General features: G+C 44.1%; 24 protein-coding genes and 2 riboswitches. Of the genes, 5 read left to right on the forward strand and 19 right to left on the reverse strand.

The annotated features are described in order from the left end of the window. Positions 1-13: 13 nt before the first annotated feature. The 6 genes from EEJ45_RS15200 to EEJ45_RS15220 form a co-directional block, all read right to left on the reverse strand. Positions 14-1,339 (reverse strand): coproporphyrinogen-III oxidase family protein, encoded by a 1,326-nt coding sequence (locus tag EEJ45_RS15200; RefSeq protein WP_164464304.1) that lies wholly within the window; start codon positions 1,337-1,339, stop codon positions 14-16. A 53-nt stretch (positions 1,340-1,392) separates the two neighbouring features. Next, a complete protein-coding gene (locus EEJ45_RS15205) occupies positions 1,393-1,701 on the reverse strand; it encodes a hypothetical protein (RefSeq protein WP_164464300.1) in 309 nt (102 codons plus the stop codon). 534 nt (positions 1,702-2,235) lie between these two features. Then, complete coding sequence (locus EEJ45_RS15210) at positions 2,236-2,886, reverse strand: hypothetical protein (protein ID WP_124565660.1); 651 nt, start codon at positions 2,884-2,886, stop codon at positions 2,236-2,238. A 561-nt stretch (positions 2,887-3,447) separates the two neighbouring features. After that, on the reverse strand, positions 3,448-3,570 hold the full coding sequence (locus tag EEJ45_RS18890; protein ID WP_281274465.1) for a hypothetical protein: 123 nt from the start codon (positions 3,568-3,570) through the stop codon (positions 3,448-3,450). A 155-nt stretch (positions 3,571-3,725) separates the two neighbouring features. Continuing rightward, on the reverse strand, positions 3,726-4,328 hold the full coding sequence (locus tag EEJ45_RS15215) for an FMN-binding negative transcriptional regulator (protein ID WP_124565661.1): 603 nt from the start codon (positions 4,326-4,328) through the stop codon (positions 3,726-3,728). A gap of 389 nt (positions 4,329-4,717) precedes the next feature. Further along, positions 4,718-5,167, reverse strand: coding sequence for an SRPBCC family protein (locus EEJ45_RS15220; RefSeq protein WP_124565662.1), 450 nt, complete (start codon positions 5,165-5,167; stop codon positions 4,718-4,720). Positions 5,168-5,373: 206 nt separating this feature from the next. On the opposite strand from EEJ45_RS15220, the gene EEJ45_RS15225 reads away from it, so the two are divergent. After that, on the forward strand, positions 5,374-6,240 hold the full coding sequence (locus tag EEJ45_RS15225) for an exonuclease (protein WP_124565663.1): 867 nt from the start codon (positions 5,374-5,376) through the stop codon (positions 6,238-6,240). On the opposite strand, the gene EEJ45_RS15230 is transcribed toward EEJ45_RS15225, so the two are convergent. From EEJ45_RS15230 to metE, 4 genes are all read right to left on the reverse strand, one after another. Beyond that, positions 6,197-7,243, reverse strand: a complete 1,047-nt coding sequence (locus EEJ45_RS15230; RefSeq protein ID WP_124565664.1) for an MBL fold metallo-hydrolase — start codon at positions 7,241-7,243, stop codon at positions 6,197-6,199. The genes EEJ45_RS15225 and EEJ45_RS15230 overlap by 44 nt on opposite strands. Positions 7,244-7,300: 57 nt before the next feature. After that, positions 7,301-7,474: a DUF1272 domain-containing protein gene (locus tag EEJ45_RS15235; RefSeq protein WP_124565665.1), complete on the reverse strand. Its 174-nt coding sequence runs from the start codon at positions 7,472-7,474 to the stop codon at positions 7,301-7,303. 368 nt (positions 7,475-7,842) lie between these two features. After that, positions 7,843-8,490 carry a CPBP family intramembrane glutamic endopeptidase gene (locus EEJ45_RS15240; protein ID WP_124565666.1) on the reverse strand — a complete coding sequence of 216 codons (648 nt, stop codon included), beginning with the start codon at positions 8,488-8,490 and terminating at the stop codon, positions 7,843-7,845. After that, the gene (metE, locus tag EEJ45_RS15245; protein ID WP_124565667.1) at positions 8,430-10,667 is read right to left on the reverse strand and encodes a 5-methyltetrahydropteroyltriglutamate--homocysteine S-methyltransferase; all 2,238 of its coding nucleotides are present in this window, start codon (positions 10,665-10,667) and stop codon (positions 8,430-8,432) included. Before metE ends, EEJ45_RS15240 begins: the two co-directional genes overlap by 61 nt. 142 nt (positions 10,668-10,809) lie before the next feature. Next, positions 10,810-10,990, reverse strand: a riboswitch (cobalamin riboswitch). Between the two features lie 44 nt (positions 10,991-11,034). After that, positions 11,035-11,137: riboswitch (SAM riboswitch) on the reverse strand. Between the two features lie 146 nt (positions 11,138-11,283). On the opposite strand from metE, the gene EEJ45_RS15250 reads away from it, so the two are divergent. Next, entirely contained in the window at positions 11,284-12,066 is a 783-nt protein-coding gene (locus EEJ45_RS15250) for a DUF4397 domain-containing protein (protein ID WP_124565668.1), read from the forward strand. A gap of 19 nt (positions 12,067-12,085) precedes the next feature. Then, complete coding sequence (locus tag EEJ45_RS15255) at positions 12,086-12,544, forward strand: class F sortase (RefSeq protein WP_281274467.1); 459 nt, start codon at positions 12,086-12,088, stop codon at positions 12,542-12,544. Between the two features lie 113 nt (positions 12,545-12,657). Here the strand turns inward: EEJ45_RS15255 and EEJ45_RS15260 are convergent, their stop codons facing one another. Genes EEJ45_RS15260 through EEJ45_RS15275 form a run of 4 tightly spaced genes read right to left on the reverse strand, consistent with a single transcriptional unit; the run spans position 12,658 to position 14,189 of the window. Beyond that, positions 12,658-12,846, reverse strand: a complete 189-nt coding sequence (locus tag EEJ45_RS15260) for a hypothetical protein (RefSeq protein ID WP_124565670.1) — start codon at positions 12,844-12,846, stop codon at positions 12,658-12,660. 56 nt (positions 12,847-12,902) lie between these two features. After that, positions 12,903-13,103, reverse strand: a complete 201-nt coding sequence (gene copZ / locus EEJ45_RS15265; protein ID WP_124565671.1) for a copper chaperone CopZ — start codon at positions 13,101-13,103, stop codon at positions 12,903-12,905. Between the two features lie 9 nt (positions 13,104-13,112). Continuing rightward, a complete protein-coding gene (locus EEJ45_RS15270) occupies positions 13,113-13,412 on the reverse strand; it encodes a metal-sensing transcriptional repressor (protein ID WP_124565672.1) in 300 nt (99 codons plus the stop codon). A gap of 6 nt (positions 13,413-13,418) precedes the next feature. Then, the gene (locus EEJ45_RS15275) at positions 13,419-14,189 is read right to left on the reverse strand and encodes a hypothetical protein (protein WP_124565673.1); all 771 of its coding nucleotides are present in this window, start codon (positions 14,187-14,189) and stop codon (positions 13,419-13,421) included. A gap of 142 nt (positions 14,190-14,331) precedes the next feature. Here EEJ45_RS15275 and EEJ45_RS15280 point away from each other — a divergent pair, with 142 nt between their 5' ends. Together EEJ45_RS15280 and EEJ45_RS15285 are read left to right on the forward strand one after the other, a co-directional pair. Next, entirely contained in the window at positions 14,332-14,709 is a 378-nt protein-coding gene (locus tag EEJ45_RS15280) for an ArsR/SmtB family transcription factor (RefSeq protein ID WP_124565691.1), read from the forward strand. 69 nt (positions 14,710-14,778) lie between these two features. Further along, positions 14,779-17,100: a heavy metal translocating P-type ATPase gene (locus tag EEJ45_RS15285; protein WP_124565674.1), complete on the forward strand. Its 2,322-nt coding sequence runs from the start codon at positions 14,779-14,781 to the stop codon at positions 17,098-17,100. Positions 17,101-17,611: 511 nt separating this feature from the next. Here the strand turns inward: EEJ45_RS15285 and EEJ45_RS15290 are convergent. The 5 genes from EEJ45_RS15290 to EEJ45_RS15310 form a co-directional block, all read right to left on the reverse strand. Next, positions 17,612-18,655: a cell wall-binding repeat-containing protein gene (locus tag EEJ45_RS15290; RefSeq protein WP_124565675.1), complete on the reverse strand. Its 1,044-nt coding sequence runs from the start codon at positions 18,653-18,655 to the stop codon at positions 17,612-17,614. Positions 18,656-18,735: 80 nt separating this feature from the next. After that, positions 18,736-19,155: a disulfide oxidoreductase gene (locus tag EEJ45_RS15295; protein ID WP_124565676.1), complete on the reverse strand. Its 420-nt coding sequence runs from the start codon at positions 19,153-19,155 to the stop codon at positions 18,736-18,738. Beyond that, positions 19,152-19,811, reverse strand: coding sequence for a DsbA family protein (locus tag EEJ45_RS15300; protein ID WP_124565677.1), 660 nt, complete (start codon positions 19,809-19,811; stop codon positions 19,152-19,154). The genes EEJ45_RS15295 and EEJ45_RS15300 overlap by 4 nt, the downstream gene beginning before the upstream one ends. Positions 19,812-19,821: 10 nt before the next feature. Then, a complete protein-coding gene (locus EEJ45_RS15305; protein WP_124565678.1) occupies positions 19,822-20,400 on the reverse strand; it encodes an SCO family protein in 579 nt (192 codons plus the stop codon). A 191-nt stretch (positions 20,401-20,591) separates the two neighbouring features. Then, complete coding sequence (locus tag EEJ45_RS15310; RefSeq protein ID WP_124565679.1) at positions 20,592-21,395, reverse strand: carbohydrate ABC transporter permease; 804 nt, start codon at positions 21,393-21,395, stop codon at positions 20,592-20,594. Positions 21,396-21,404: the final 9 nt, after the last annotated feature.

Raw genomic sequence — 21,404 nt, forward strand, 5'->3', positions numbered from 1 at the left:
CTTACCTCATTGATTATATTGGAGAATACATGTTTTCAACACGTTCACTCCAAAAAATTGAACCCACTAAATCTGTGTATTTTCGACCTTTTCTTGTAAGAGAGATTTCATTGTCTGCAATCTCAATTAAATCATTTTGAAGCAAAGCACCAAGCTCTACAGGAAAATCTTTCAATGCATCTGTACCGTATTTTTCGAAATAAATTTTTCGGTCAAGTTTTCCCATAAAGAAGGCATAAATCATTGTTCTTCGTTTGTTTTCATCTTCGTTCATTTCAAACCCATATAATTGAAGGTCTTTATAATCTTTTTCGATATATTCGTCTATAAAATTACGAGCAATAAGACCATTTTTGGTATACGCTGTTGTGTAATGCACTTGTTCATTGTAACTTCTTGCACCACAACCTAATCCTAAAGTTGGAGTTCCTTGGTATTCATAGATTTTTTGTTGGTGTGTTGAATGTTGATTTTTCTTTATAAATTTAACGTGAGATTCACAATCGTAACCATTATTGGTCAAATAATCATAAAATACGTCAAATAGTTGGTATTTTTCTTTCGTGGTCATTAAATTATCCTTCTTTTTAAACATACTACTCTTTGAACCCGCTAATGGATATACAGAGAAGGTTTCGGGAGCTAATTTTACCAATTCCTTTAACGTATCCATGAAAGTTTCTTCTGTTTGTCCTTCCAATCCATACATGACATCGAAATTAATATTCATGTTGTATTTCCTTAAAATATCAACAATATCATAGATGTTTAAGTTTTCCTTACGGTTGATACTATTTCTTAGTTCCTCTTTTAAACTTTGAACCCCAAGACTTACCCGCTTAATTCCTATATCTGCCAATCGTTTGATATACGGCTCGTCAATAATCTCTGGGGATATTTCCATCGAAGGCTCTAAATCTTCATGGAAGATAACATTTCCCTTTCGTAAGGTATCGAATATTTTTTCGTATAAATCAACAGGGATGCTATTTGGAGTTCCTCCACCAAAACAAATAGATTTTACAATCATAGGCTTTTCAAAATAAGAATTGATAAAGTGAAAATGTTCATTTACTTTATCTATATACTTAGCAGAGAGCTCATCATCATGATTAAGAGTCATAAAGAAAGTGCAGTAAGAACATTTCCATTTGCAAAATGGAATATGATAGTACAGATTAACTTCTCTCACCTTTCTCCAAGAGTTAAAATCGACATTCATTGACTTGTAAGCAAATTGACTTGGATACATTCCAACTACAAATCCATACCAAAAGCCAGTTTGAATCATTTTGTCGATTTTTTTTGATAACGCATTTATTTTTGTTTCTAAACTCATGTTATTCCTCCTTTTTATAAACAAAATTATCATTACAACATTTTTTATTGGTTTCAAATATAGATGAGCAAATTCACTAACATAAATTTACATCCGAACAAAAAAGGAGACATGAACCCGATTCCTTGGTTAATCAACACGCCTGGTTCATCAGTAATGTATTCCACAAACCAGTTGTAATACGACAGCAAAGATGCATCAAGTACTTCCCATTGTTTTTCGTATTGTACTCTTTGCATAATGTGGTGGTAGATGTTTTCCGCTGTTTTGGCGCCTAGACCGCGAATGCGCATAAGCTCCTCTATGCGGTTTGGCAAGTCTTTGTAGTATACATATCCCTGACGAATGAGTTGCTGGGCCATTTGGACACAGGTTGCAAATTCAAATGGATGAATGTCGACAATTTTCCGCTTCCTTTATCTGTCGGTCCTGAAAGTAAAATCATACTCGCTATATCTGCGGATTACCTTGCTTCCCAAATCATTCACTGCAATTAAATACTGAAACAAACGCTCAATCTTACCCGCGCTCATTATTTCACCTCATTCTAACAATATCTCTTACTATATCAATATATTATAAAATTTATTTTACAGATTTTTATGAAGTTTCATTATCGAATTTTGTCGAAACAAAAAAATTGATATTATTCCCAATGGTATGTATAAAAATAAGCATGTTACCTCAAATGAAGAGATATACAATCTTTATCCTATGATGACGCATATTCTTGCCAGTTCTTTCTTATTTGAAGTACAAAATCGTCATGTTATGTCAATTTATATTTTTAAAAGAAAATTCGCCACCATACTGAGGTAGGAAAAAGTGAATCTAGCGAGTTTCAAAGATAATCTGGCGACCGCACAAAAAAGAGCCGATGACTCGGCTCTCTTTTGCTATTCGATTGCTTGAAATGTTGCACCGCCGTGCGTTTCGATAATGTCACCGTCTGCGAGGTCGGCGACGTAGCTTTCTATGCCCCACTGGCTACCGAGGATGGTGTTTACTTTTAATTTGCCAGATGCGCTGAATGTGACAAAGTTACTGTTACCAGTGATTTTGTAGCGTCCTGCGGGGATATCTTTGCCAGCGTACCATGTGCCGGCCCCTAATTTTTTCGGCTCCTGCTTTTTAAGCGTGATGCCGTCTGTCAGTTTTTGAAGTTCGGCTTGCTTGGCCTCGACTTCACTTGCAAGCTTCGTGAGTTCCGCCGCTTTGCCGCTCACTTCATTTTGTTTTGCGGTAATTTCAGCTTCTAAGCTCGCTTTACTCGCCACTAATGCTTTGGCATCTGCAAATTCCTTTTCACGCTGCTTCCATTCGATATTAAGTCCTTCTAGTTTATCCGTTGTTTTCGTAACTTCTTGTTTCAAACTAGCGAGTGTCTTTTCTTTTGCAGCTGTATCTGTAAGTAATTCTTCGTACGTAAATGTGGCGTCTTTTACTTTTACATCGGCCGGAATGGTGCCAAGTTGATAAGCGATACCCGATGAAAGTGCGACAGCTCCAATTGCTCCCCAAAGTGACTTGCTTTTCCATATACGCATAGCCTCTCCTGCCCTTCGTTAGAAGTATGTTCACTAAAAGCGTAACAGAGATTGCGGCAGTATATATGTCACATAAAACAAATGGTTACTGGTGCATTGCACTGATTTTAGTGTATGCGGCATTTGTATCGAGGATAACACGTTATTCTCTCTTTGTTCCTTGTATCACTACCTATCGTTTATCCTTTCAACAAACTCCTTCATCACCCGATAATATCGCTTGTGTGCACCATTCATCCAAAAGTGGCAAGTGTGTGTGACTCTGTTCGAAGCCATCCGCTTGGTAACGAGCCCTCTGTAAACTCCAGCATTTCATCCCACGTTGCACAATCTACGTTTGTCCATATTTTTTCGTTATCCAGTCCATTTAACAAGCCTTTTGCAAGTAAACTATGACAAGCCGTTCGGAATATAACTCCTGCCGCTACAGCATCTTTTCATGGATTTCGGCTACTTTTGAGGATATTCCGGTCACTTTCAGAGTTATTTCAGCCACTTTTGTATATAATCCGGTCACTTTTAGAGATATTTCAGCCATTTCGTTATTTCATGCGCCGCTACCTACAAATGTAAAAGAGCCATGCGACGCATGGCTTTTACGAATTCCGCATCCTCTTTTCCATCACCACCGCTAATATTTGCAGGATAAGCCAAAAGAATACGCTGATGGTGAAAAAGACGCATCGCTGGGCACCTTTCATAGGAACAAAGATGGATAGAATAATAACAATAAGAATGGTAATTGTTGATAATATTCTCGTTGTTTTAAACAATGTAGATTCCTCCGTACGGGCTAGTTATATATTGTGATTGTACGGTGCCTTGCGGCAGTATATCTGTCAGTTTTGCAATTTTTTCATGTGCGCGGCAATAGTTTGTTCATTTTCGCGCGGTATTTCCTCGAGTGCCGCAATTACGCGCTGCTTTCGCTCCGATGAGTGATTTTGGCTGAGCTTTGCTTTTCCTTCTATAGATGTAATAGGGATTTCGAAGTTGACGATGCCCTTTTTCAGATCTTCTATGTAGTCTGTTGGTACGTTATGAAAATGGTAGTCACCTGTCTCGTACTTGTCAACGAGTGCCGCAAGTCCGCTTTGGATGCGCTCGTTGTCTTCGACGATGGTAAACGTACCATACACATGCACGGCAAGATAATTCCATGTCGGAACTGTATCTTGTGTTTCGTACCATGACGGTGAAATATAGCAGTGCGGCCCTTGGAATACAACAAGTACTTCTTGACCGTCAAGCTCCCGCCACTGCGGATTACCGCGGGCGATATGACCGCGCAGGCAATTGTTTTCCTCATCAAGAAGCAGTGGTAAATGCGTTGCTACCGGCTTATCAGCATGTGTGGAAAACATGACTGCAAAGCTGTACGCATGAATGATATCATACATTTCACGCTGCTCCGTGATACGAAACGATTTAGGTATGTACATAATCTCTCTCCCTTTTTGTTCTATTATATAACGTGCATGTTCTTAGTAAAAGAGAATATGCTAACAAGAAAAATGGAGCCGACCGTTTAACACAAGACTGTATCTTTTACCACCTGAGCGCTACTCATGCGTTTTTTAGTTTCTTTTTACCAGGATTGTTGCATGCGCCTTGGCACATGTAAAGGCGGGATGACGGTGGTAATGTGTAAACTTACCAATGCCATTGAGGAGCGTGGCGTCTTGATAACACAAGGATAAGGAAACAGCGGAAAACATATTGTTGGCAAAGCATGTTGTGGTGGCGATAACGCTACTGACGGTTACTACAAAAAAGACCGCCCCAGCAAACGCCGATTAACGGTCTCTTTCTTGCTGAGTGCGGTGCTAGGCTACTGCTTGGACTCAGCTTCCGCCACCTGCTTGACGCGCTCTGTGAACGCAGTGACAACAGTTTCGCTCGCAAAAAATAGCATAAGTCGTACAAACCATTTTAATGGCTTATTGGTCGCTGTATATGTGAACTTTGTTGTGTTTACATCCATTTTTTCTAAATCGTATTGCGCAGTAATTTCAAACATGTTCGCTAGCGTAAAGCCGACTTTAAGCCTTTTGAAATGTGGTTTGTTTTCATACGCTAACGTTTCTACATCATATTCCTGCACGCGGCTTCCTTCTTTATATTGCTGGCGGTAGATACTCCCTACCTCTTCTTCCGTCACTGTAACCGGAATATGTGAAACGACCTGCGGCATAATTTTATGTAAATGTTCAGGCTCAAATAAGCGCCATACTGTTTCAATTGGGGCAGAAATTGTTATTTCTCTTGTCCATTGCTTCATGGTATCCCTCCTAAACAAACGTATGTTCTTCTATTATACGGTAAACAAAGCGCCGTGGCAATGGTACAATACAGATACCCGATTTTTCACATAAACATCTCGTACAGCTACATCCAAAGGTGTTCATGTTGTTTTTATGTCGCATTCTGTGAGTCAATCCTGGTTATGTGAGAGTCTACATCAGTAAACAAAAAGAGGTATATACAATGGAATTTTTTATCGTAATGGATATTGAACGTAACTTCCGGCCGTACGAGTCGGATGCACCGTCCGATATTATTGACATCGGCGCCGTGAAGATAGAGGCCGCTTCTATGAAAGTGATGGATACATTTTCTTCCTTCGTAAAGCCAAATGCCTCCATTTCACGGCACACCACAAAGCTGACCGGCATTACCAAGGATGATGTAAAAGGGGCAGAGCGCTTTCCGCAAGTACTGGCACGTTTTCGTAAGTTTGTTGGTGAGGATGTGATATTTGTAACATGGGGCAAAGAGGATTATGCCTTTATGGAGGCTGATTGTAGAAAATATGGCTTATCTTTTCCGATGAAGCAGCGTTTTGATTTACAACGCTTTATTTTTAATGCCTATGAAGAGGTGTTCCCGCAGCAGCCAAACTTAAAGCTTGCAACCGAACAGCTCGGCCTTATCTGGGAAGGCGAGCAGCATCGTGCTTTGTCTGATGCGATAAATACAGCAAATTTACTCATGCTGGCCGCAAAGCAAAAAGACTTAAGTAAAGTGTATAAACGCACTATACCGTTCGTACTGGTAAAAGATGCAAAATTAACTGATAAAGGCCGAAAAACAGTGAAGCGCTGGGTGTTTAAAGCGATGAAGCGCAAAGAGTTCCGCAAGCTGTCTTGGTCTGATTTTCTCGCTTCGAAAACGTGGGTCCTCATTGAGGAGCAGTATGAGTTTGACGAGATAGCCATGAAACTAATTGAAGCGTATTTTCCGGTCGCTTGGAAAAAATCTAAACAACAGCTCGAAGTGCTCGCCCAACAAAAAAAAGACGCAAATGCGTCTATTTCCACCACACTTCATTCGGATACGTCTCATCAACAATAACCGTTTGTCCGATTTTTGGTGTTGTGATGCTTACGCCGTGCTGCCGTGCAGCTGCCGTGGCGCGTTCGATTGGGTCAGTCCAGCTGTGTAGCGACAGCGTAAAGCCGCCCCAGTGAATGGGCATGAGCACCTTACCGCCTACGTCCATATGCGCTTGCACCGTTTCTTCCGGCACCATATGAATACCGGCCCAGCGCGCATCATACTGTCCGCATTCCATAAGCGTTACATCAAATGGACCGTACTTGGCGCCAATTTCTTTAAAATGCGGGCCATAGCCGCTGTCACCGCTAAAGAAAATAGATGCGTCATGTCCGCGAATGACCCAAGAGCACCAAAGTGAGGCATTGCGGTCAAATAAGTTGCGGCCGGAAAAATGGCGTGCTGGTGTACAGACAAATTGAATATCAGCAACCGTCAGCTCCTCCCACCAATCATGCTCCGTAATGCGCGTCGGCTCTACACCCCACCTTATCAAATGATCACCCACACCAAGCGGGACGAGAAAGCGCTGTGTTTTGCCTTTTAACTTTTGAATTGTGCCGTAGTCTAGATGATCATAATGATCATGTGAAAGGACAATCACATCAATGTCAGGTAAATTCTCGATTTCGACCGGCAATGTGCCGTAGCGCTTGTTGCCAAATGGAAACGGCGTCGGCGCCTTACCGAACATCGGATCTAACAGGAGCACTTTCCCGTCCAATTCTAGCAAGAAGGCGGAGTGACCGAACCACGTGATACGTGTTCCTGCCCCTTTTGTCCAGCGCTCTGCTTGTATGCGTGCAGGCGGACGACGCGTAGGATCGCCTTTGATGAAGTCGCGAAGCAGGCCAAAACTTGTTTTGATGTCCATCTGCATTGTCGTCTCTATTTGATTTTGAAATGTGCCGTCCTTAAAGTTTCTAGAACGGGTATGGTCACCGCGAGTTTTCCGTCCAAGCGGCGGGTAAAATCGTACCACAAGTATGGTAAGTACAAGTATTGCAAGCAAGAACCACATAGAATATACCTCTATACATAGATTTTACCTTAAGCTTATCTCGCATCCGTGCAGAAATCAACTGATTGGCTTGCGCGGTCTTCTCACCAGTTCGCCGCCGCAATTTGGGCAGATATGTTCCATTGTAATGGTACACGGCTGGCAAAACGTGCATTCATACACGCAAATATACGCGTCCTTGCTGATCTGCTCTTGGCATCGTTCGCAGGTTTTTCTCATCTCAAGCGCCATGTGCCTTTCCCCCTTTCCTCTACCATACTCCTTTTCTTTTGCTTTGGTAAGTGGCAGCTTTCAACCTTTTTATGAGGACAGCTGTTAAAACAATAAAAATTGCGGCTGCAGCGCTGTTTCTATTCATATTTCCGATACCGCTGGACAGCCTCAAATAGAGGGGTGATTCGATGTTGATTCAAGATATATTTTCTGTGCCCGTCTTTCTTGTATTATTGTTTGCCCTTTATATCACCTTGGCGCTGTACCTAATTCGGGTTTAGGGTAAAATGAATCGTAGGAAAAAGCCGCGTTGCTGCGGCTTTTTTGTGTAGTTGCCAAATCATTGTGAAAAGTTGCCAGATACTCTCGCAAACTCGCCCAATTATCTAAAGCAGCGGAAATAGCACCAGTAAAAACAGGTCAAATACTAGATGTGAGAGCACCGCAGCTTGTAAGCTGCCTGTGCGGCGGTATAATTCTCCCCAAACAAAGCCCCCAATGAGCGCGGCGATGACAAGAAGTATGCTGCCGCTTGCCACATGTGCGCCCGCATAAAGCAATATGCTAGGCACCATCCCCAGCTGCGCGCCGACGAAGCCGCGCCAGAATAGCTCTTCTCCTGGGATAATAATTAAAAACAAAACAAGGTAATGCCACCACGTAGCCGGCGACACTGCCGCGTACAACTCCGTTAAGCTAGTCAGAAGCGGCAGATCTAGTATCACGATAAGCCATTTACCAAGTGCAAATACACTGTAAAGTAGCACACCTGATAAAACAGCAAGCCAAAACGTGCGCATCTTCATGCGCACGTATAGAAATCTTTGTTTGCTACAAGCCGTAATAATGAGCGTCAGCATACTGACAGTGAATACCGGCCAAAAGTACGATGTTTGGGAAAAGCTAACTAGCAAAAGCAGATAAGCGATGATTACATACAAAACAAAGACCTTCTTTCCAAAACGAGTTGCTTCTATTGTATCACCGCTTCGAGCTGTCGTCTTGCGCGCTTGGCGGCCTGTACCATGATGCACAGCCCCGCTACCGTTTCATCGATGCCTCTTGTTTTTAACCCGCAATCCGGATTAATCCAAATTTGCTTAGGATGCAATACCTGCAGCGCGCGGGCAATATTATGTTCGATTTCAGAAAGCTTCGGTACGCGCGGGCTGTGGATGTCGTATACACCTAGTCCAATCCCCTTTTCATATGTGTGTGTTTCAAATGCGGCGATGAGTTCACCATGACTTCGTGACGTTTCAATCGAGATCACATCGGCGTCAAGCGCAGCGATTGCTTCTATAATGTCTTCAAAATTCGAATAACACATATGGGTATGAATTTGCGTTGTATCGCGAACGGCTGTCGTTGCTAGCTTAAATGCATATACCGCATCAGCAAGATAGCTATCCCAGTGCTCTCGCTTTAAGGGTAGTCCTTCTCTGAGTGCAGGCTCATCAATCTGAATCATACGGATGCCATGATCTTCGAGTGCTTCTACCTCTTCACGCAAGGCCAAGGCAATCTGATTCGCAACATCGCGGCGCGGTATATCATCGCGGACAAACGACCAGTTTAAGATGGTAATCGGGCCTGTTAGCATGCCTTTGACCGGTTTGCTAACAAGAGATTGTGCGTATAGAGTTTCCTTTACTGTCATTGGTGCTACAAAGGCCACATCGCCGTAAATGAGCGGTGGCTTTACACAGCGCGAACCGTACGATTGCACCCAACCGTTTTTGGTAAACTGAAAGCCTGCTAGCTTTTCACCAAAATATTCGACCATGTCCGTGCGTTCAAATTCGCCGTGCACCAGCACGTCCAGTCCTATTTCCTCTTGCATTTCAATCCATTTTTTAATTTCGGCACGAATGTACGCTTGATAGGTAGCATCCGGCAGTTCGCCCCGCCGCCATGCCCGGCGCTTTTGGCGCACCTCAGCAGTTTGCGGAAAGCTACCGATGGTTGTGGTTGGCAGAAGCGGCAATCCGAAGCGGACTTGCTGCAGCTCGCGGCGCTCGGTGAATGGAGAATTTCGCTCTACTTGTGCAGGCAAGTTCTGCATTGCTTTACGTACCGCTTCCTGATTACGTACAGGTGACGCAGAGAGCGCTGCAAGAGCTGCATAGCTTGCTTCTAGCGCAGCTTGATTGGCACCCTTTGCTAACAAGACAACCTCAGCCAGCTTTTCATCGGCAAATGCCAGTGCGTTTTGCAGTATGGGCTCCAGCGCTTCTCCTTTGCTTGTCACAGGCACATGAAGCAGACTCGCGGACGGCTGTATGATTACACGTTCTTTTGGTACCACAACAGTGATTGCTTCAAGAAGCGCTTGTTTGTTTTCTAAATCCGCGCGCCACACATTGCGTCCATCGATTACACCCGCCGCCAAGTATTTCTCCTGTGGAAATCCATACTGCTGTAGTGACAGCAAATTTTCACCGCGGTCATGTACAAAATCAAGACCAACAGCATCAACTGGCAGCTTTACCACCTCTTTGTAGCGCGTTATGCTGTCAAAATATGTTTGTAAAATAAGCCGGCTATTTGTTGCCTTTCGCAACCTTGTATAAGCAGCGCGCAACACCGCAAACTCTTCATCAGAAAGATCGGTTGCCAAAATCGGTTCGTCGATTTGAATCCACGCCGCTTCCTCGAGCTCAGAAAGTACCTGTTCATATAGAGGAATCAGCGCTTCCACCGCGCCTTTGAAGCTTTCATATCCCTTTGATAGCTTCACTAGCGTAACTGGGCCTAGCAGCACTGGCTTGCCGTGAATGCCAATTTCTTTTGCTTCCTCATATAAACGAAGCGGCCGGTTTTCCATTAGCTTTGGTGCTTCATGCCATTCGGGTACGATATAGTGATAATTGGTGTTGAACCATTTCGTCATTTCCGCCGCCACCGCCGTGTCATTACCACGTGCGATATCAAAATAAGTACGTAGTGACATCTCTTGCTGCGCAAAGCGCTTTGGCACAATGCCGAACATGAACGCCGCGTCCAGTACATGATCGTAGAAGCTGAAATCACCGACCGGGATCAGGTCGATGCCAATCTCCTGTTGTTTACGTAACTGATGAAGGCGCAGCTCCTTCATTTCCTGTAAAAATGCTGTTTCTTCCAGCTCGCCAGCCCAAAAACGTTCGAGCGCATGCTTCCACTCCCGCTTCTCTCCGATACGCGGATAACCTAAGTTTGAACTTTTCATATTTCCCCACTCCTTTGAATTGTGTTCTCAACAAAAAATCTCCCTTTTCGCCGAAAAGGGAGATTCATACGCACCGCTAACTAGAGTTGAGACCTGGTTTTCCCAACACGTATGCATCACTCCTCTCTATTCATCCGTAGAGCACAAGCGCATACAACAGGCAGGTCTCCTGGCTTAGGTTCATCGCTTCTTATTCCTTCCCGTTTTTCACAGTGGTTTTAATAAGTCGCTCCCCATCACAGTGGCGGGACCGCGCCGGATTGTCACCGGTCTTCCCTTTTAAGCCGCACGATATGTGCGTCACCTGATGCATTTGATTATGAAATTAAAAAAGCCTCTCAAAGGAGAGGCGGAGTTCCGTGATCCTCTCTTATCTTCCAAAGCATGACGCTTTGCTGGATTTGGCACCTTTTCTTTTGAATGGTTGCCGGGCTTCATTGGGCCAGTCCCTCCGCCGCTCTTTATAAGAGTTTTATTTTTCTGAATTTAACGACTATATTAACACGCCTTCTTATCCATGTCAAACACTTTTTTGGAACAATTTACCTGGTTTCCAAATTGTGTGAATGCACACACTCATATTGTAATGCCAAACATATACATAGGAGGAATACACATGAAAAAAATATGGTCTTTACTCGTTTCTGTGATGATGCTTGCATTGTTCACAGGCCAAGCATTAGCTGGCAGTTCTCAGGCAATGGTTCGCATTGTACACGCTTCTCCGGACGCACCAGCTGTTGATGTAGTTGTAGATGGTAAAACAGCGGTACAAGGGGCAAAATTTAAAGATGCGACAGATTATTTGAAATTGGCACCTGGGTCACATAAAGTTGAAATTTATGCGGCAGGCACAGTGGCACAAGGAAAACCTGTTATTTCACAAAATCTATCTGTAGAAGCAGGCAAATCTTACACAGTAGCGGCGATTAACAAGTTAGCTGATTTAGAGCTTTTGGTTATAAACGACGAAACGATGACAACGCCAGGCAAAGCAAAAGTACGTGTAGGTCATCTGTCTCCTGATGCCCCGGCTGTTGATGTAGCGGTAAAAGACGGCGCAGTCTTATTTCCGAATGCTTCATTTAAAGCAGTAACAGATTTTAAAGAGGTAGATCCGGCAACACTTGATTTAGAAGTGCGCGCGGCTGGTACAAACAATGCGGTATTAAGTCTGCCGTCTACAACACTAAAAGCAAATACATTGTACACGGTTCTTGCGGTTGGGCTATTAAACGGTACACCGGCGCTTGATGTCATCGTGTTGACAAATACAGCGGCACCAAACATGCCAAAAACAGGTCTTGGCGGTATGGATACCATGAAAAATGTTGCGGCGATAGCGGCTGCAGGTGCGGTATTTTTCTTATTTCGCAAAGCGAAAAAAACTTCTAAGTAGTCTTATCATCTTCTTGCTGGTGCCGTCGGTCGTACATGCGGCACCTACAAAAATCAGTATTCCGCGCCTTTCCCTAGAGGCGCAGGTCGTGCCCGTACAGCTCACAACGGACGGCGCAATGGAAGTTCCAAAAGACGTGAAAAAGGTCGGGTGGTACGCACTTGGTGCTGCACCTGGCGAGATTGGTACCGCTGTGTTGGCCGGACATGTGGATAACTATATCGGACCGGGTATTTTCTTTTATTTGAAACGGATACGGCTCGGTGATGAAATTATGGTATACGGAGAAGATGGTAAGAAGCTCACATTCACCGTCTTCAAAAAAGAGGTTTATCCCTTTAATCAAGCCCCCGTCGAAGAGATTTTCAGTGCGGCGGACGGAAAGTACTTAAACATTATTACCTGCGACGGAAGATACGACCGACGGACGGAGAATCACGAAAAACGGCTAGTCGTATATACGAAGCTAAAGGAATAACCGGTCCTCTTGGAGGGCCGGTTTGTTATATTTCGGTCAGTTTTATACATATTTCAGCCAGTTTGAGATTTTTCCGGTCAGTTTCCCTAGCCACTTGTCTCACCTTATGCTTCTTACATTTTCCTTTGCATGACCATCAATACTGGTATTTCTCTCCATGTCGTATTTCGACTTGTGATAAGAAGCCATTCCTTATACTGCGCCATGACGATTAGAACAGCCACGCCAAGTAGCGTAAACATGATATTTCCGTAATCAAACACTGCCAGTAATATTTTGTTCACACTTACGTGCATATACATAATTGCTGAATTCCTGAAAAAAAGAGCCCCGCTATTGCTCTGCGGAGCTCCTTTTCTTATTTCACGTCGTAGCCTTGTTCTTCGATTGCTTCTTTCAGCGCTTCGACTGTTACTTTTGCTTCATCGAATTGCACGTCAACTGTGCCTTCCTGCAAATGTACTTCTACTGCGGTAACACCTGCTAGCTCTTCTAGGGCGTTTGTGACCGCTGCTTTGCAGTGATTGCATGTCATACCTTCTACATGTAACGTAATCATGTTTCTCCCTCACTTTTTCGCAAATTGTTTAATAACTGTCATAAGTTCTTGCATGGATTGCTCGCCGTTTCCTTCGCTAATCGCCTTGGCAACGCAGTGACTCGCGTGACGCTCAAGCAATTGAAAACCAACGTTATGCAGCGCTGCATTGATGGCGGAAATCTGCACCATAATATCCACGCAATAACGGTCATCTTCAACCATTTTTTGCACCCCGCGCACCTGCCCTTCAATGCGCTTGAGACGCTTTAGTAAATCCTGTACTTCTTTTTCGGTACGCGGCACCATGCTGTTTTCACAATGATCCATAGTTTATCACCTCACTTCTACAACAAACGGATAGACAAGAACCTCATCAAATTGAAATTCAGCCCAAATTTTATACACACCCGGCTTATCAAACTTTGTTTCAAACGCTGTTTCTTTCGCGGAAAGTGGGTGTACATGTACATACTTCTCTCCTGCTTCATCTAAAATGACTACATGACCAAGCGCCCCTAAATACGGCTTTGGCACACTGCCATCTGCAAACGAGAAGCGCAATGTAACAGCTTCACCTGCTGCAAACGTATCTGGCTTCATCGTCACTGTTTTTCCGCTTACCGTTTTCGTAAAGTTTGTCTCTGGCTGTAATGCTTCGTGATGCATATGACCGTTGCCGATTGTTACATCAATTGGCGCGACAGCGTAAGAAGCATTTTTGGGCTTTATATCAACAAACACCTTGTATGCCCCCGGCTCTAGGTCCTGCTTTACAGAAAACGTACCGGCACCCGTTCGTTCTGGGTGTATATGATAATATTGACCTAAATCATGGCTCACGACAATCATATGCATGATTTTTTCGTGATTGATTTGCAAATCATCGATTGGTTTGCCATTCTTATCTTGTACTAACACGTTAAATGTTCCATTATCATACGAAACTTTTGCTGTAACGTCTCCTTGCGTAGCAACCGTTCCATGATTGCCGTGATCACCATGATGACCACTCTCTTGCTTAGGCGCTTGCATAGTATTCCAAATGAGATAGCCGCCCATTATCACAACTAACAGTACAACTGCTGACACAATCCACTTTTTCATGATCCTGCCTCCTTTGTCTACAATAATACTATACCCCCCTAGCGTATGCAACAATATAAAAAAGATTGACAGAAAAAAATTCCACTACATATAATAAACATATGAACAATTGCTCACATATTCATAATTGAGGTGAATCATGATGATTGAAGAAAAAGAAGACGCATGCTTGGAAAGCTGTAGCCAAACGATCATCCATAGAGAAGTAATTGAAGAAGTCAAATCATCCATTCCTGATGATGATAGCCTCCAGAATGTGGCGGAATTATTTAAGGTACTGGGCGATCGCACCCGAACGCGCATTTTACACGCGTTATTTGCCAGTGAAATGTGTGTATGCGATTTGGCGTATTTGCTGGGTATGACGCAATCCGCTATCTCTCATCAGCTGCGGGTGCTAAAACAGGCCAAACTCGTTAAAAACCGCAAGGAAGGCAAGGTTGTCTACTATTCCCTTTTAGATGATCATGTAAAGGCAATTTTTGAACAGGCTTTTGCGCATGTTAAAGAAGAGAATTGAACGCACCAAATAGCGGAATGCACATACCTATGAAACAATAGAACGCCTCTTGTTAAAGGAGAGAGAAATATGGAGAAAACAGCGAAACGGCAGCTTGTGCTGGATGGACTCGATTGTGCGAACTGTGCAGCCAAGATTGAAAATGGGGTTGGACAATTAGATGGCATTTCTTCCTGCGCAGTGAATTTTGTCAATAAAACATTAACGATTGAAGCGGACGCGGCGCGGGCAGATGCTGTAGTCACAGATGTCAAGCAGCTTGTTCACAAGCTCGAGCCGCATATTACCGCAACCGAACCGGGCCAAAAGGCAACCTTTTTCTTAAACGGGCTTGACTGTGCGAACTGTGCGCTAAAAATTGAAACGCAGGTAAAAGAGCTTCCACATGTTGTTGACGGTCATCTCGATTTCATATCCAAAAAGCTCACGATTTCCGTTGCCGATAAAAGACAGCTTAGTGCAGTAACCGATGAAATGAAGGCTATTGTAAAACGACTAGAGCCAGATGTACAGGTAACAACGGTTGAAAAAACAGAGGAAGCAAGCGACATCAAGAGTATTATTGCAAAGCTTGCGATTGGCGGTGCGCTCGGCTTGCTTGCATTTACCCTACCCGTTCCGGACTGGATGGCGCTTATTTTGTTTGTAACAGCGTACTTTATTGCCGGCGGTGATGTCATTTTAAAAGCTGGTCGCAATATCGTCCGCGGGCAGATATTTGATGAAAACTTCTTGATGGCGCTGGCGACACTTGGTGCTTTCGCAATCGGTGAGTATCCCGAGGCAGTTGCCGTCATGCTGTTTTATCAGCTTGGCGAATTGTTTCAAAGCATTGCGGTTAACCGCTCCCGTCGTTCTATCAGCGCATTACTCCAGATTCGTCCTGATTACGCTAATGTACAGCGCGGCGACGACGTACTACAAGTAGCGCCGGAAAGCGTTCGTGTCGGCGATATTATTATCATTAAACCAGGTGAAAAAGTACCGCTTGACGGCAAGGTACGAAGCGGTATGTCTATGCTCGATACGTCTGCTTTAACAGGTGAATCCATGCCGCGAGAAGCAGTGCCTGGTAATGAAGTGCTAAGCGGCTTTATCAACAACAGCGGCGTGTTGACTGTTGAAGTAACAAAGGAATTTGGTGAATCGACCGTCAGCAAAATTTTGGACCTCGTTCAAAACGCCAGCAGCCGGAAAGCTCCAACGGAAAACTTTATCACCAAATTCGCCCGTTATTACACACCTGGTGTTGTTATCACAGCCGCCGCGCTCGCGTTACTCCCGCCGCTTTTATTAGAAGGTGCAACTTTTTCTGAATGGATTTATCGCGCGCTCGTGTTCTTGGTTATTTCTTGTCCATGCGCTCTTGTTGTCTCCATTCCGCTCGGCTTTTTTGGCGGCATCGGCGGTGCATCCAAGCACGGCATCTTGGTAAAAGGCAGCAACTATTTAGAAGCGCTCAACGATGTAACACATGTTGTCTTTGATAAAACTGGTACGTTGACAAAAGGTAAATTTGCAGTAACAACCGTTCATCCTATTGATATGACGAAGGAAGAGCTATTGCAGTACGCTGCTTACGCAGAAGTGCATTCAAATCACCCGATTGCTCTTTCGATTCGAAACGCTTACGGTACAAATATCGATGACGCGCTGATTTCGGATTACACAGAAATCGCCGGGCACGGAATTACGGTCAAAGCGGATGGCCGGACTATTGTAGCCGGTAATGCAAAGCTCATGCAAAAAGAGAACATTGCCTATACGGAGCCAACTGAAATTGGTACGGTTGTACATGTGGCTGTGGATGGGCGCTACGCGGGCTACCTCGTGATTACTGATGCCATTAAGGAAGATGCAGCGAAGGCTATTTCCGAACTGCGTGCTCTTGGTATTACGAAAACGGTAATGCTGACCGGTGACAGCAAGGCGGTCGGTGACGCTGTCGGCCGTGCGCTTGGTCTTGATGAAGTACATGCGGAATTGTTGCCGCATGAAAAGGTTGATGAAATGGAAAAACTGTACGCGCAAAAAGGAGCGAAAGAAAAGCTTATCTTTGTCGGCGATGGTATCAATGATACACCTGTTTTAGCAAGAGCTGACGTTGGGTTTGCCATGGGCGGTCTTGGCTCTGACGCCGCAATTGAAGCTGCGGATGTAGTGATTATGAACGACGAGCCTTCTAAAATCGCAGCGGCCATTCGCATCGCAAAACGCACACGCCGCATTGTGTGGCAGAATATTATTTTCGCACTTGGTGTGAAGGCTGGCTTTTTATTACTCGGCGCCTTCGGTATCGCAACGATGTGGGAAGCGGTTTTCTCCGACGTTGGTGTGACCGTACTAGCCATTTTAAATGCCATGCGAGTGTTACGTGTAAAAGATCTATAAAAAAGGGAGAGCTTGATGAAAAACCAAACCAGGGGGAACGATTTTAGTGTTTGATAAATTTCTCAAGGAAAACCGGTCCCCTGGCATACTGCGTTCCTTGTTTAATATCGTCACAAGTCTGATTGGCACGGACATTAACCGCTCATTCAGCACAATCCGCCGCGATTTGCCTGTACGTATTATAAAAGAACAGGCCGTTTTGGGCAGCGCTTATACAATTTTTGTATGTAAAAAGCCGGTCGCATGACCGGATTCTTTTGTTGAAATGCTCTGTTAATTTCGCCCGCACATTATTTTTTGCTTCATCCGCTTTCGAAGCGTACCGTCCCCCATTCTAAAAATACGGAAAAAGGGGGTGCTCCAAAAGGGTGGTAATGCTCCTATCTGAGGTAACATGGAAAAATAGACCACCAGTGAAAACCCAGTAAAATCTAAGGTTTCAGAGGTGGTCTATTTCACATAATTCGGTTAAATTTCATCAAAAAGGGGCTTTTGGGTCAGCCCCTTCGTATTAAATCCATACAATTGAAATTGTGCCTTCTTCGTCTGGGATAAATGAAATGCGCCCTAAATCGATTGTGCGATTTTCATCAATTGCTTTTTGTGCGTATTGTTGAAGCTGCGCTACTTCTAGCGGACAATCAAATGCTTTCGCAATCTCAGCGACAAGCTCTGCTTCTGGGAAGAATACCATCGCAAGCCCTTCTGTACCGATAGCGACATCACCCTCACTATCAGCAAGTACAGCTACGTGATCTTCCGTATATGCATCTAAACCCTCATACAGACTCGCAACACTTTGCATGCGCGCTATCATTTCTTCCTGTTCCATCGTAGTCTGACGTAACAGAGCACCTTCATCGTCAAAGGCATACTCCTTACCGTCAATTACAAACGTTTTACCAACTACCATTTCACCGCTCGGAACAAAATAGTAAGCCTCATAGCCTTTTTGCATCCAGCCTGTTTTCATTTTGCCGTTATCAGCCAAGTAGTATTTTGCACCGCCGTATTCAAGCCAGCCTGTTTTCATCGCACCATCGCCCGCCAAGTAATACCAATCGTTTCCATCTTTCAGCCAACCCGTTTTCATCGCACCGTCGCCTGCCAAGTAATACCACGTGCTTCCATCCTTTACCCAGCCCGTTTTCATCGCACCAGTTGCTGCTAGGTAGTACCATTTGTCCCCATCTTTTAGCCAACCTGTTTTCATCGCACCATCGCCTGCCAAGTAGTACCACGTTGCGCCATCTTTTACCCAGCCTGTTTTCATCGCACCGCTTGGCGCCAAATAATACCACTTACCACCATCAAGCAACCAGCCCTTTTTCATCGCGCCAGTTTGCTTGTCCAGGTAATACCACGTGCCTCCATCTTTTAGCCAACCTTTATACGGTGTACGCGTTCCAGGCGCATAGTAATACCAAACTCCATTTTGCGCAACCCAACCACTTGCCACAACATTTTGTGTTGGTTTTGGTTTTGTTTCAGCAGCCACAAACGATGCTGGCATCAGCATCATAGCTGCTAAAGATGTACATACTAACTTTTTCATACTTGCTCCCCCTATGTATCTATGTTACTACCTACCTATCATATCATGAAATCTTGTTATATATCAGAATAATCCTACAATCATTCCTTTTCAGATGAAGATTTTGTCAGCAGCAGCAAAATTGTAATCAATGTAAACGCCACAAGCGCCAAAAATGGAATGGTGATAAAGCCAAGCCAATTGATATACTGTCCGGTACAAGGCACACCTTGCACACATGGCTTAATTGCCGCAAAGCCAGGAATCTTTTGCATCATATAATGAAAGATTGAAATGCTACCGCCGATAATGGAAAGCGGCAGCACATACTTTTTAATGCGCGTGTCTTGGTAAATCGTCGCAATGCCGAGAAAAATTGCAAGCGGATACATCATGATGCGCTGATACCAGCACAGCTCGCACGGAATAAAGCCACGCACCTCACTAAAATACAGACTGCCGAGCACGGCCGTCATGGAGACGAACCATGCCATGTACAACGTGTAATTGCGCCAGTTCATTGCAGTGCCTCCTCAATGAGCTCTGTCAGCTTTTCATAATCGTAAGGGTCCTCTAACACCTTACCGTTTACGGCAATCGTCGGTGTTAGCTGCACATTGTACGCCTGCACGAGCTTTTCATCTTCGCCAATTAAACTAGTAATCTCCCTACTCTTCATATCAGCCGCAAAACGCATCTCGTCCAAATTAGGAACCGTTTCCTTTGCGATTTGTGTCAGTAAGTCTTCATTGATCCACACATCATCGTGACTTTCCGGCTGCTGCTTGTACACTTCTTTATGGAAGTTCCAAAACGCCTCAGGATTTTGTTTATATACCGCTTCGCTCGCAAGCGCTGCAAGCAAGGATTCATCACCATGAAACAAAACGTTTACATATGAAAACTTCACTTTTCCGCTGTCGATATAATCCGCCTGTAGCTGCGGGAAAATGCGCTCTCCCCACGCCTTGCATGCTGGACATTTATAGTCACCAAACTCTGTGACAGTTACCTTTGCCTTCTCATCCCCGAGCACAGGCTGCCCGGTAACAGGCGGCAAAGATTTCACCTCTTTCGCTTCTTCTTTTCCCTTCGTTCCCCATGCAACCAACGCAACGATTGCCGCAATTACAATCGTAATCAATACTAATATAAGTGGTTTACGTTGTGCCTTCATGTTGTCACCCCTATTGAATGGTTTGAATATCTTTTATGATTTCTTCATAAGGCACATTCAGTGCGCTGTATTTTTTCACAACTTTACCGCTTTGGTCCACAAGGTAAAAACTTGTACCGTGAATGACCTGCGAATTGTTCTTCGGCTTGCTTACCGGTGTTTGAAAATTCTTCATCGCAAACTCCTGAATTTCTTGCTGTGAATAGTCACCAAGAAAATGCCATTTCGCTTTTCCAAAATCATAATTTTTCATAAAATCCTTCCGTACATCCGGCTTGTCCACCTCTGGATCTACGCTAAACGATACGAACGTGACATCGTTGATTTCTTCCTTCGCGAGCATCTCCTGTAGCTTCATCATATTTGCCGTCATCGGCGGACATACGGTTTCACAGCTTGTAAAAATAAAATCCGCAATCCACACTTTATCCTTTAGTTCCTTTAATCCCACCGTTTTCCCATCTTGGTTGCTGTAGGAAAAGGCTTCTATCTCCCAGTTCAGCGGATTCTCAAGCTTCCCGCCGCAACCGCTTACGATTAACATTGCTGTTATGCTCACGCATAAAGTCAGCATACGCCATGCTTTCATATGTATCCCCTCCCTATTCTTTTTCTACGATAGCACCGAATAATAGCGTTTGCTTGCGTAAAATGTGACAGTTTTGTGACTGAGGAATAGAAGTGCCTAGCCCGCACAGCAGCAGGTGCTGTTGCTGTACAAAATGTGTTGCACCCATTTTTACCTACATTACACAAAAAAAGAGTGCATGTCAGCACTCTTTAGCTTTTTGTCGCACCTGCGGTCAAGCCAGATACGAAAAAACGTTGTAAAAAGATATAAGCAATAACAATAGGTAGCGATGATAAAATAACACCTGCAAAAAGGACAGGATAGTTGGTAATGTACTCACCTTGGAAGCCGAGCAAAGCGAGCGGCAAGGTTTTCTTTTGGTTATCCGTAATGAACAACAGCGGATACAACAAATCGTTCCAGTGCATCACAACAAGAAAAATCGCAGTGGAGGCGAGCGAAGGCAATGATAACGGTATAACAATACGCGCATACATGTGCCAATAACTTGCACCGTCCATGATTGCCGCCTCAAAGAGCGATTTTGGAATCATCTTCATAAATCCCGTCAGAATGAATACTGCAATTGACATGGTCGAGGCAATATTTACAAGCACAAGACCTGTTAGGGAATTTGTGAGCTGAAGTGATGTTACAACCTGGTATAACGGAATCATGCTAACCTGCGCTGGTACGAGCATGCCAAATACAAATAACACAAACACAAGTCGGGCAGGCCAGGGCGGCAACTGCGTAATTGCAAAAGCAATAAAACTTGCGAATAACAAAGTAAGCAGCATTGAACTTACTGTCACGATAGCGCTATTTTGCGCATATAAGCCCATTTCTTGATGAGATAACAAATCACCGTATGCTCCAAAGCTCAAACTATCCGGTAAGGAGAATGGCGTCTTATAAATCTCTGCTTCGTCTTTAAACGTTGCCCCCACAATCACACCGATTGGTATGATGATGAGCAAAGCATATAAAAAAAGCAGCAATGTCCGAAGCATTTCTCTACC

Source organism: Ectobacillus antri (genome assembly GCF_003852715.1).
In the GTDB taxonomy this organism is placed as follows: Bacteria; Bacillota; Bacilli; order Bacillales; family Bacillaceae_G; genus Ectobacillus; species Ectobacillus antri.

What these genes read in the sequence shown, in the direction of transcription:
- EEJ45_RS15200 (WP_164464304.1), bottom strand. Translation starts at nt 1,339, where the DNA reads ATGAGTTTAGAAACAAAAATAAATGCGTTATCAAAAAAAATCGACAAA.
- EEJ45_RS15205 (WP_164464300.1), bottom strand. Translation starts at nt 1,701, where the DNA reads ATGGCCCAGCAACTCATTCGTCAGGGATATGTATACTACAAAGACTTG.
- EEJ45_RS15210 (WP_124565660.1), bottom strand. Translation starts at nt 2,886, where the DNA reads ATGCGTATATGGAAAAGCAAGTCACTTTGGGGAGCAATTGGAGCTGTC.
- EEJ45_RS18890 (WP_281274465.1), bottom strand. Translation starts at nt 3,570, where the DNA reads ATGCGTCTTTTTCACCATCAGCGTATTCTTTTGGCTTATCCTGCAAAT.
- EEJ45_RS15215 (WP_124565661.1), bottom strand. Translation starts at nt 4,328, where the DNA reads ATGTACATACCTAAATCGTTTCGTATCACGGAGCAGCGTGAAATGTAT.
- EEJ45_RS15220 (WP_124565662.1), bottom strand. Translation starts at nt 5,167, where the DNA reads ATGAAGCAATGGACAAGAGAAATAACAATTTCTGCCCCAATTGAAACA.
- EEJ45_RS15225 (WP_124565663.1), top strand. Translation starts at nt 5,374, where the DNA reads ATGGAATTTTTTATCGTAATGGATATTGAACGTAACTTCCGGCCGTAC.
- EEJ45_RS15230 (WP_124565664.1), bottom strand. Translation starts at nt 7,243, where the DNA reads ATGTGGTTCTTGCTTGCAATACTTGTACTTACCATACTTGTGGTACGA.
- EEJ45_RS15235 (WP_124565665.1), bottom strand. Translation starts at nt 7,474, where the DNA reads ATGGCGCTTGAGATGAGAAAAACCTGCGAACGATGCCAAGAGCAGATC.
- metE (WP_124565667.1), bottom strand. Translation starts at nt 10,667, where the DNA reads ATGAAAAGTTCAAACTTAGGTTATCCGCGTATCGGAGAGAAGCGGGAG.
- EEJ45_RS15250 (WP_124565668.1), top strand. Translation starts at nt 11,284, where the DNA reads ATGAAAAAAATATGGTCTTTACTCGTTTCTGTGATGATGCTTGCATTG.
- EEJ45_RS15260 (WP_124565670.1), bottom strand. Translation starts at nt 12,846, where the DNA reads ATGTATATGCACGTAAGTGTGAACAAAATATTACTGGCAGTGTTTGAT.
- copZ (WP_124565671.1), bottom strand. Translation starts at nt 13,103, where the DNA reads ATGATTACGTTACATGTAGAAGGTATGACATGCAATCACTGCAAAGCA.
- EEJ45_RS15270 (WP_124565672.1), bottom strand. Translation starts at nt 13,412, where the DNA reads ATGGATCATTGTGAAAACAGCATGGTGCCGCGTACCGAAAAAGAAGTA.
- EEJ45_RS15275 (WP_124565673.1), bottom strand. Translation starts at nt 14,189, where the DNA reads ATGAAAAAGTGGATTGTGTCAGCAGTTGTACTGTTAGTTGTGATAATG.
- EEJ45_RS15280 (WP_124565691.1), top strand. Translation starts at nt 14,332, where the DNA reads ATGATTGAAGAAAAAGAAGACGCATGCTTGGAAAGCTGTAGCCAAACG.
- EEJ45_RS15285 (WP_124565674.1), top strand. Translation starts at nt 14,779, where the DNA reads ATGGAGAAAACAGCGAAACGGCAGCTTGTGCTGGATGGACTCGATTGT.
- EEJ45_RS15290 (WP_124565675.1), bottom strand. Translation starts at nt 18,655, where the DNA reads ATGAAAAAGTTAGTATGTACATCTTTAGCAGCTATGATGCTGATGCCA.
- EEJ45_RS15295 (WP_124565676.1), bottom strand. Translation starts at nt 19,155, where the DNA reads ATGAACTGGCGCAATTACACGTTGTACATGGCATGGTTCGTCTCCATG.
- EEJ45_RS15300 (WP_124565677.1), bottom strand. Translation starts at nt 19,811, where the DNA reads ATGAAGGCACAACGTAAACCACTTATATTAGTATTGATTACGATTGTA.
- EEJ45_RS15305 (WP_124565678.1), bottom strand. Translation starts at nt 20,400, where the DNA reads ATGAAAGCATGGCGTATGCTGACTTTATGCGTGAGCATAACAGCAATG.
- EEJ45_RS15310 (WP_124565679.1), bottom strand. Translation starts at nt 21,395, where the DNA reads ATGCTTCGGACATTGCTGCTTTTTTTATATGCTTTGCTCATCATCATA.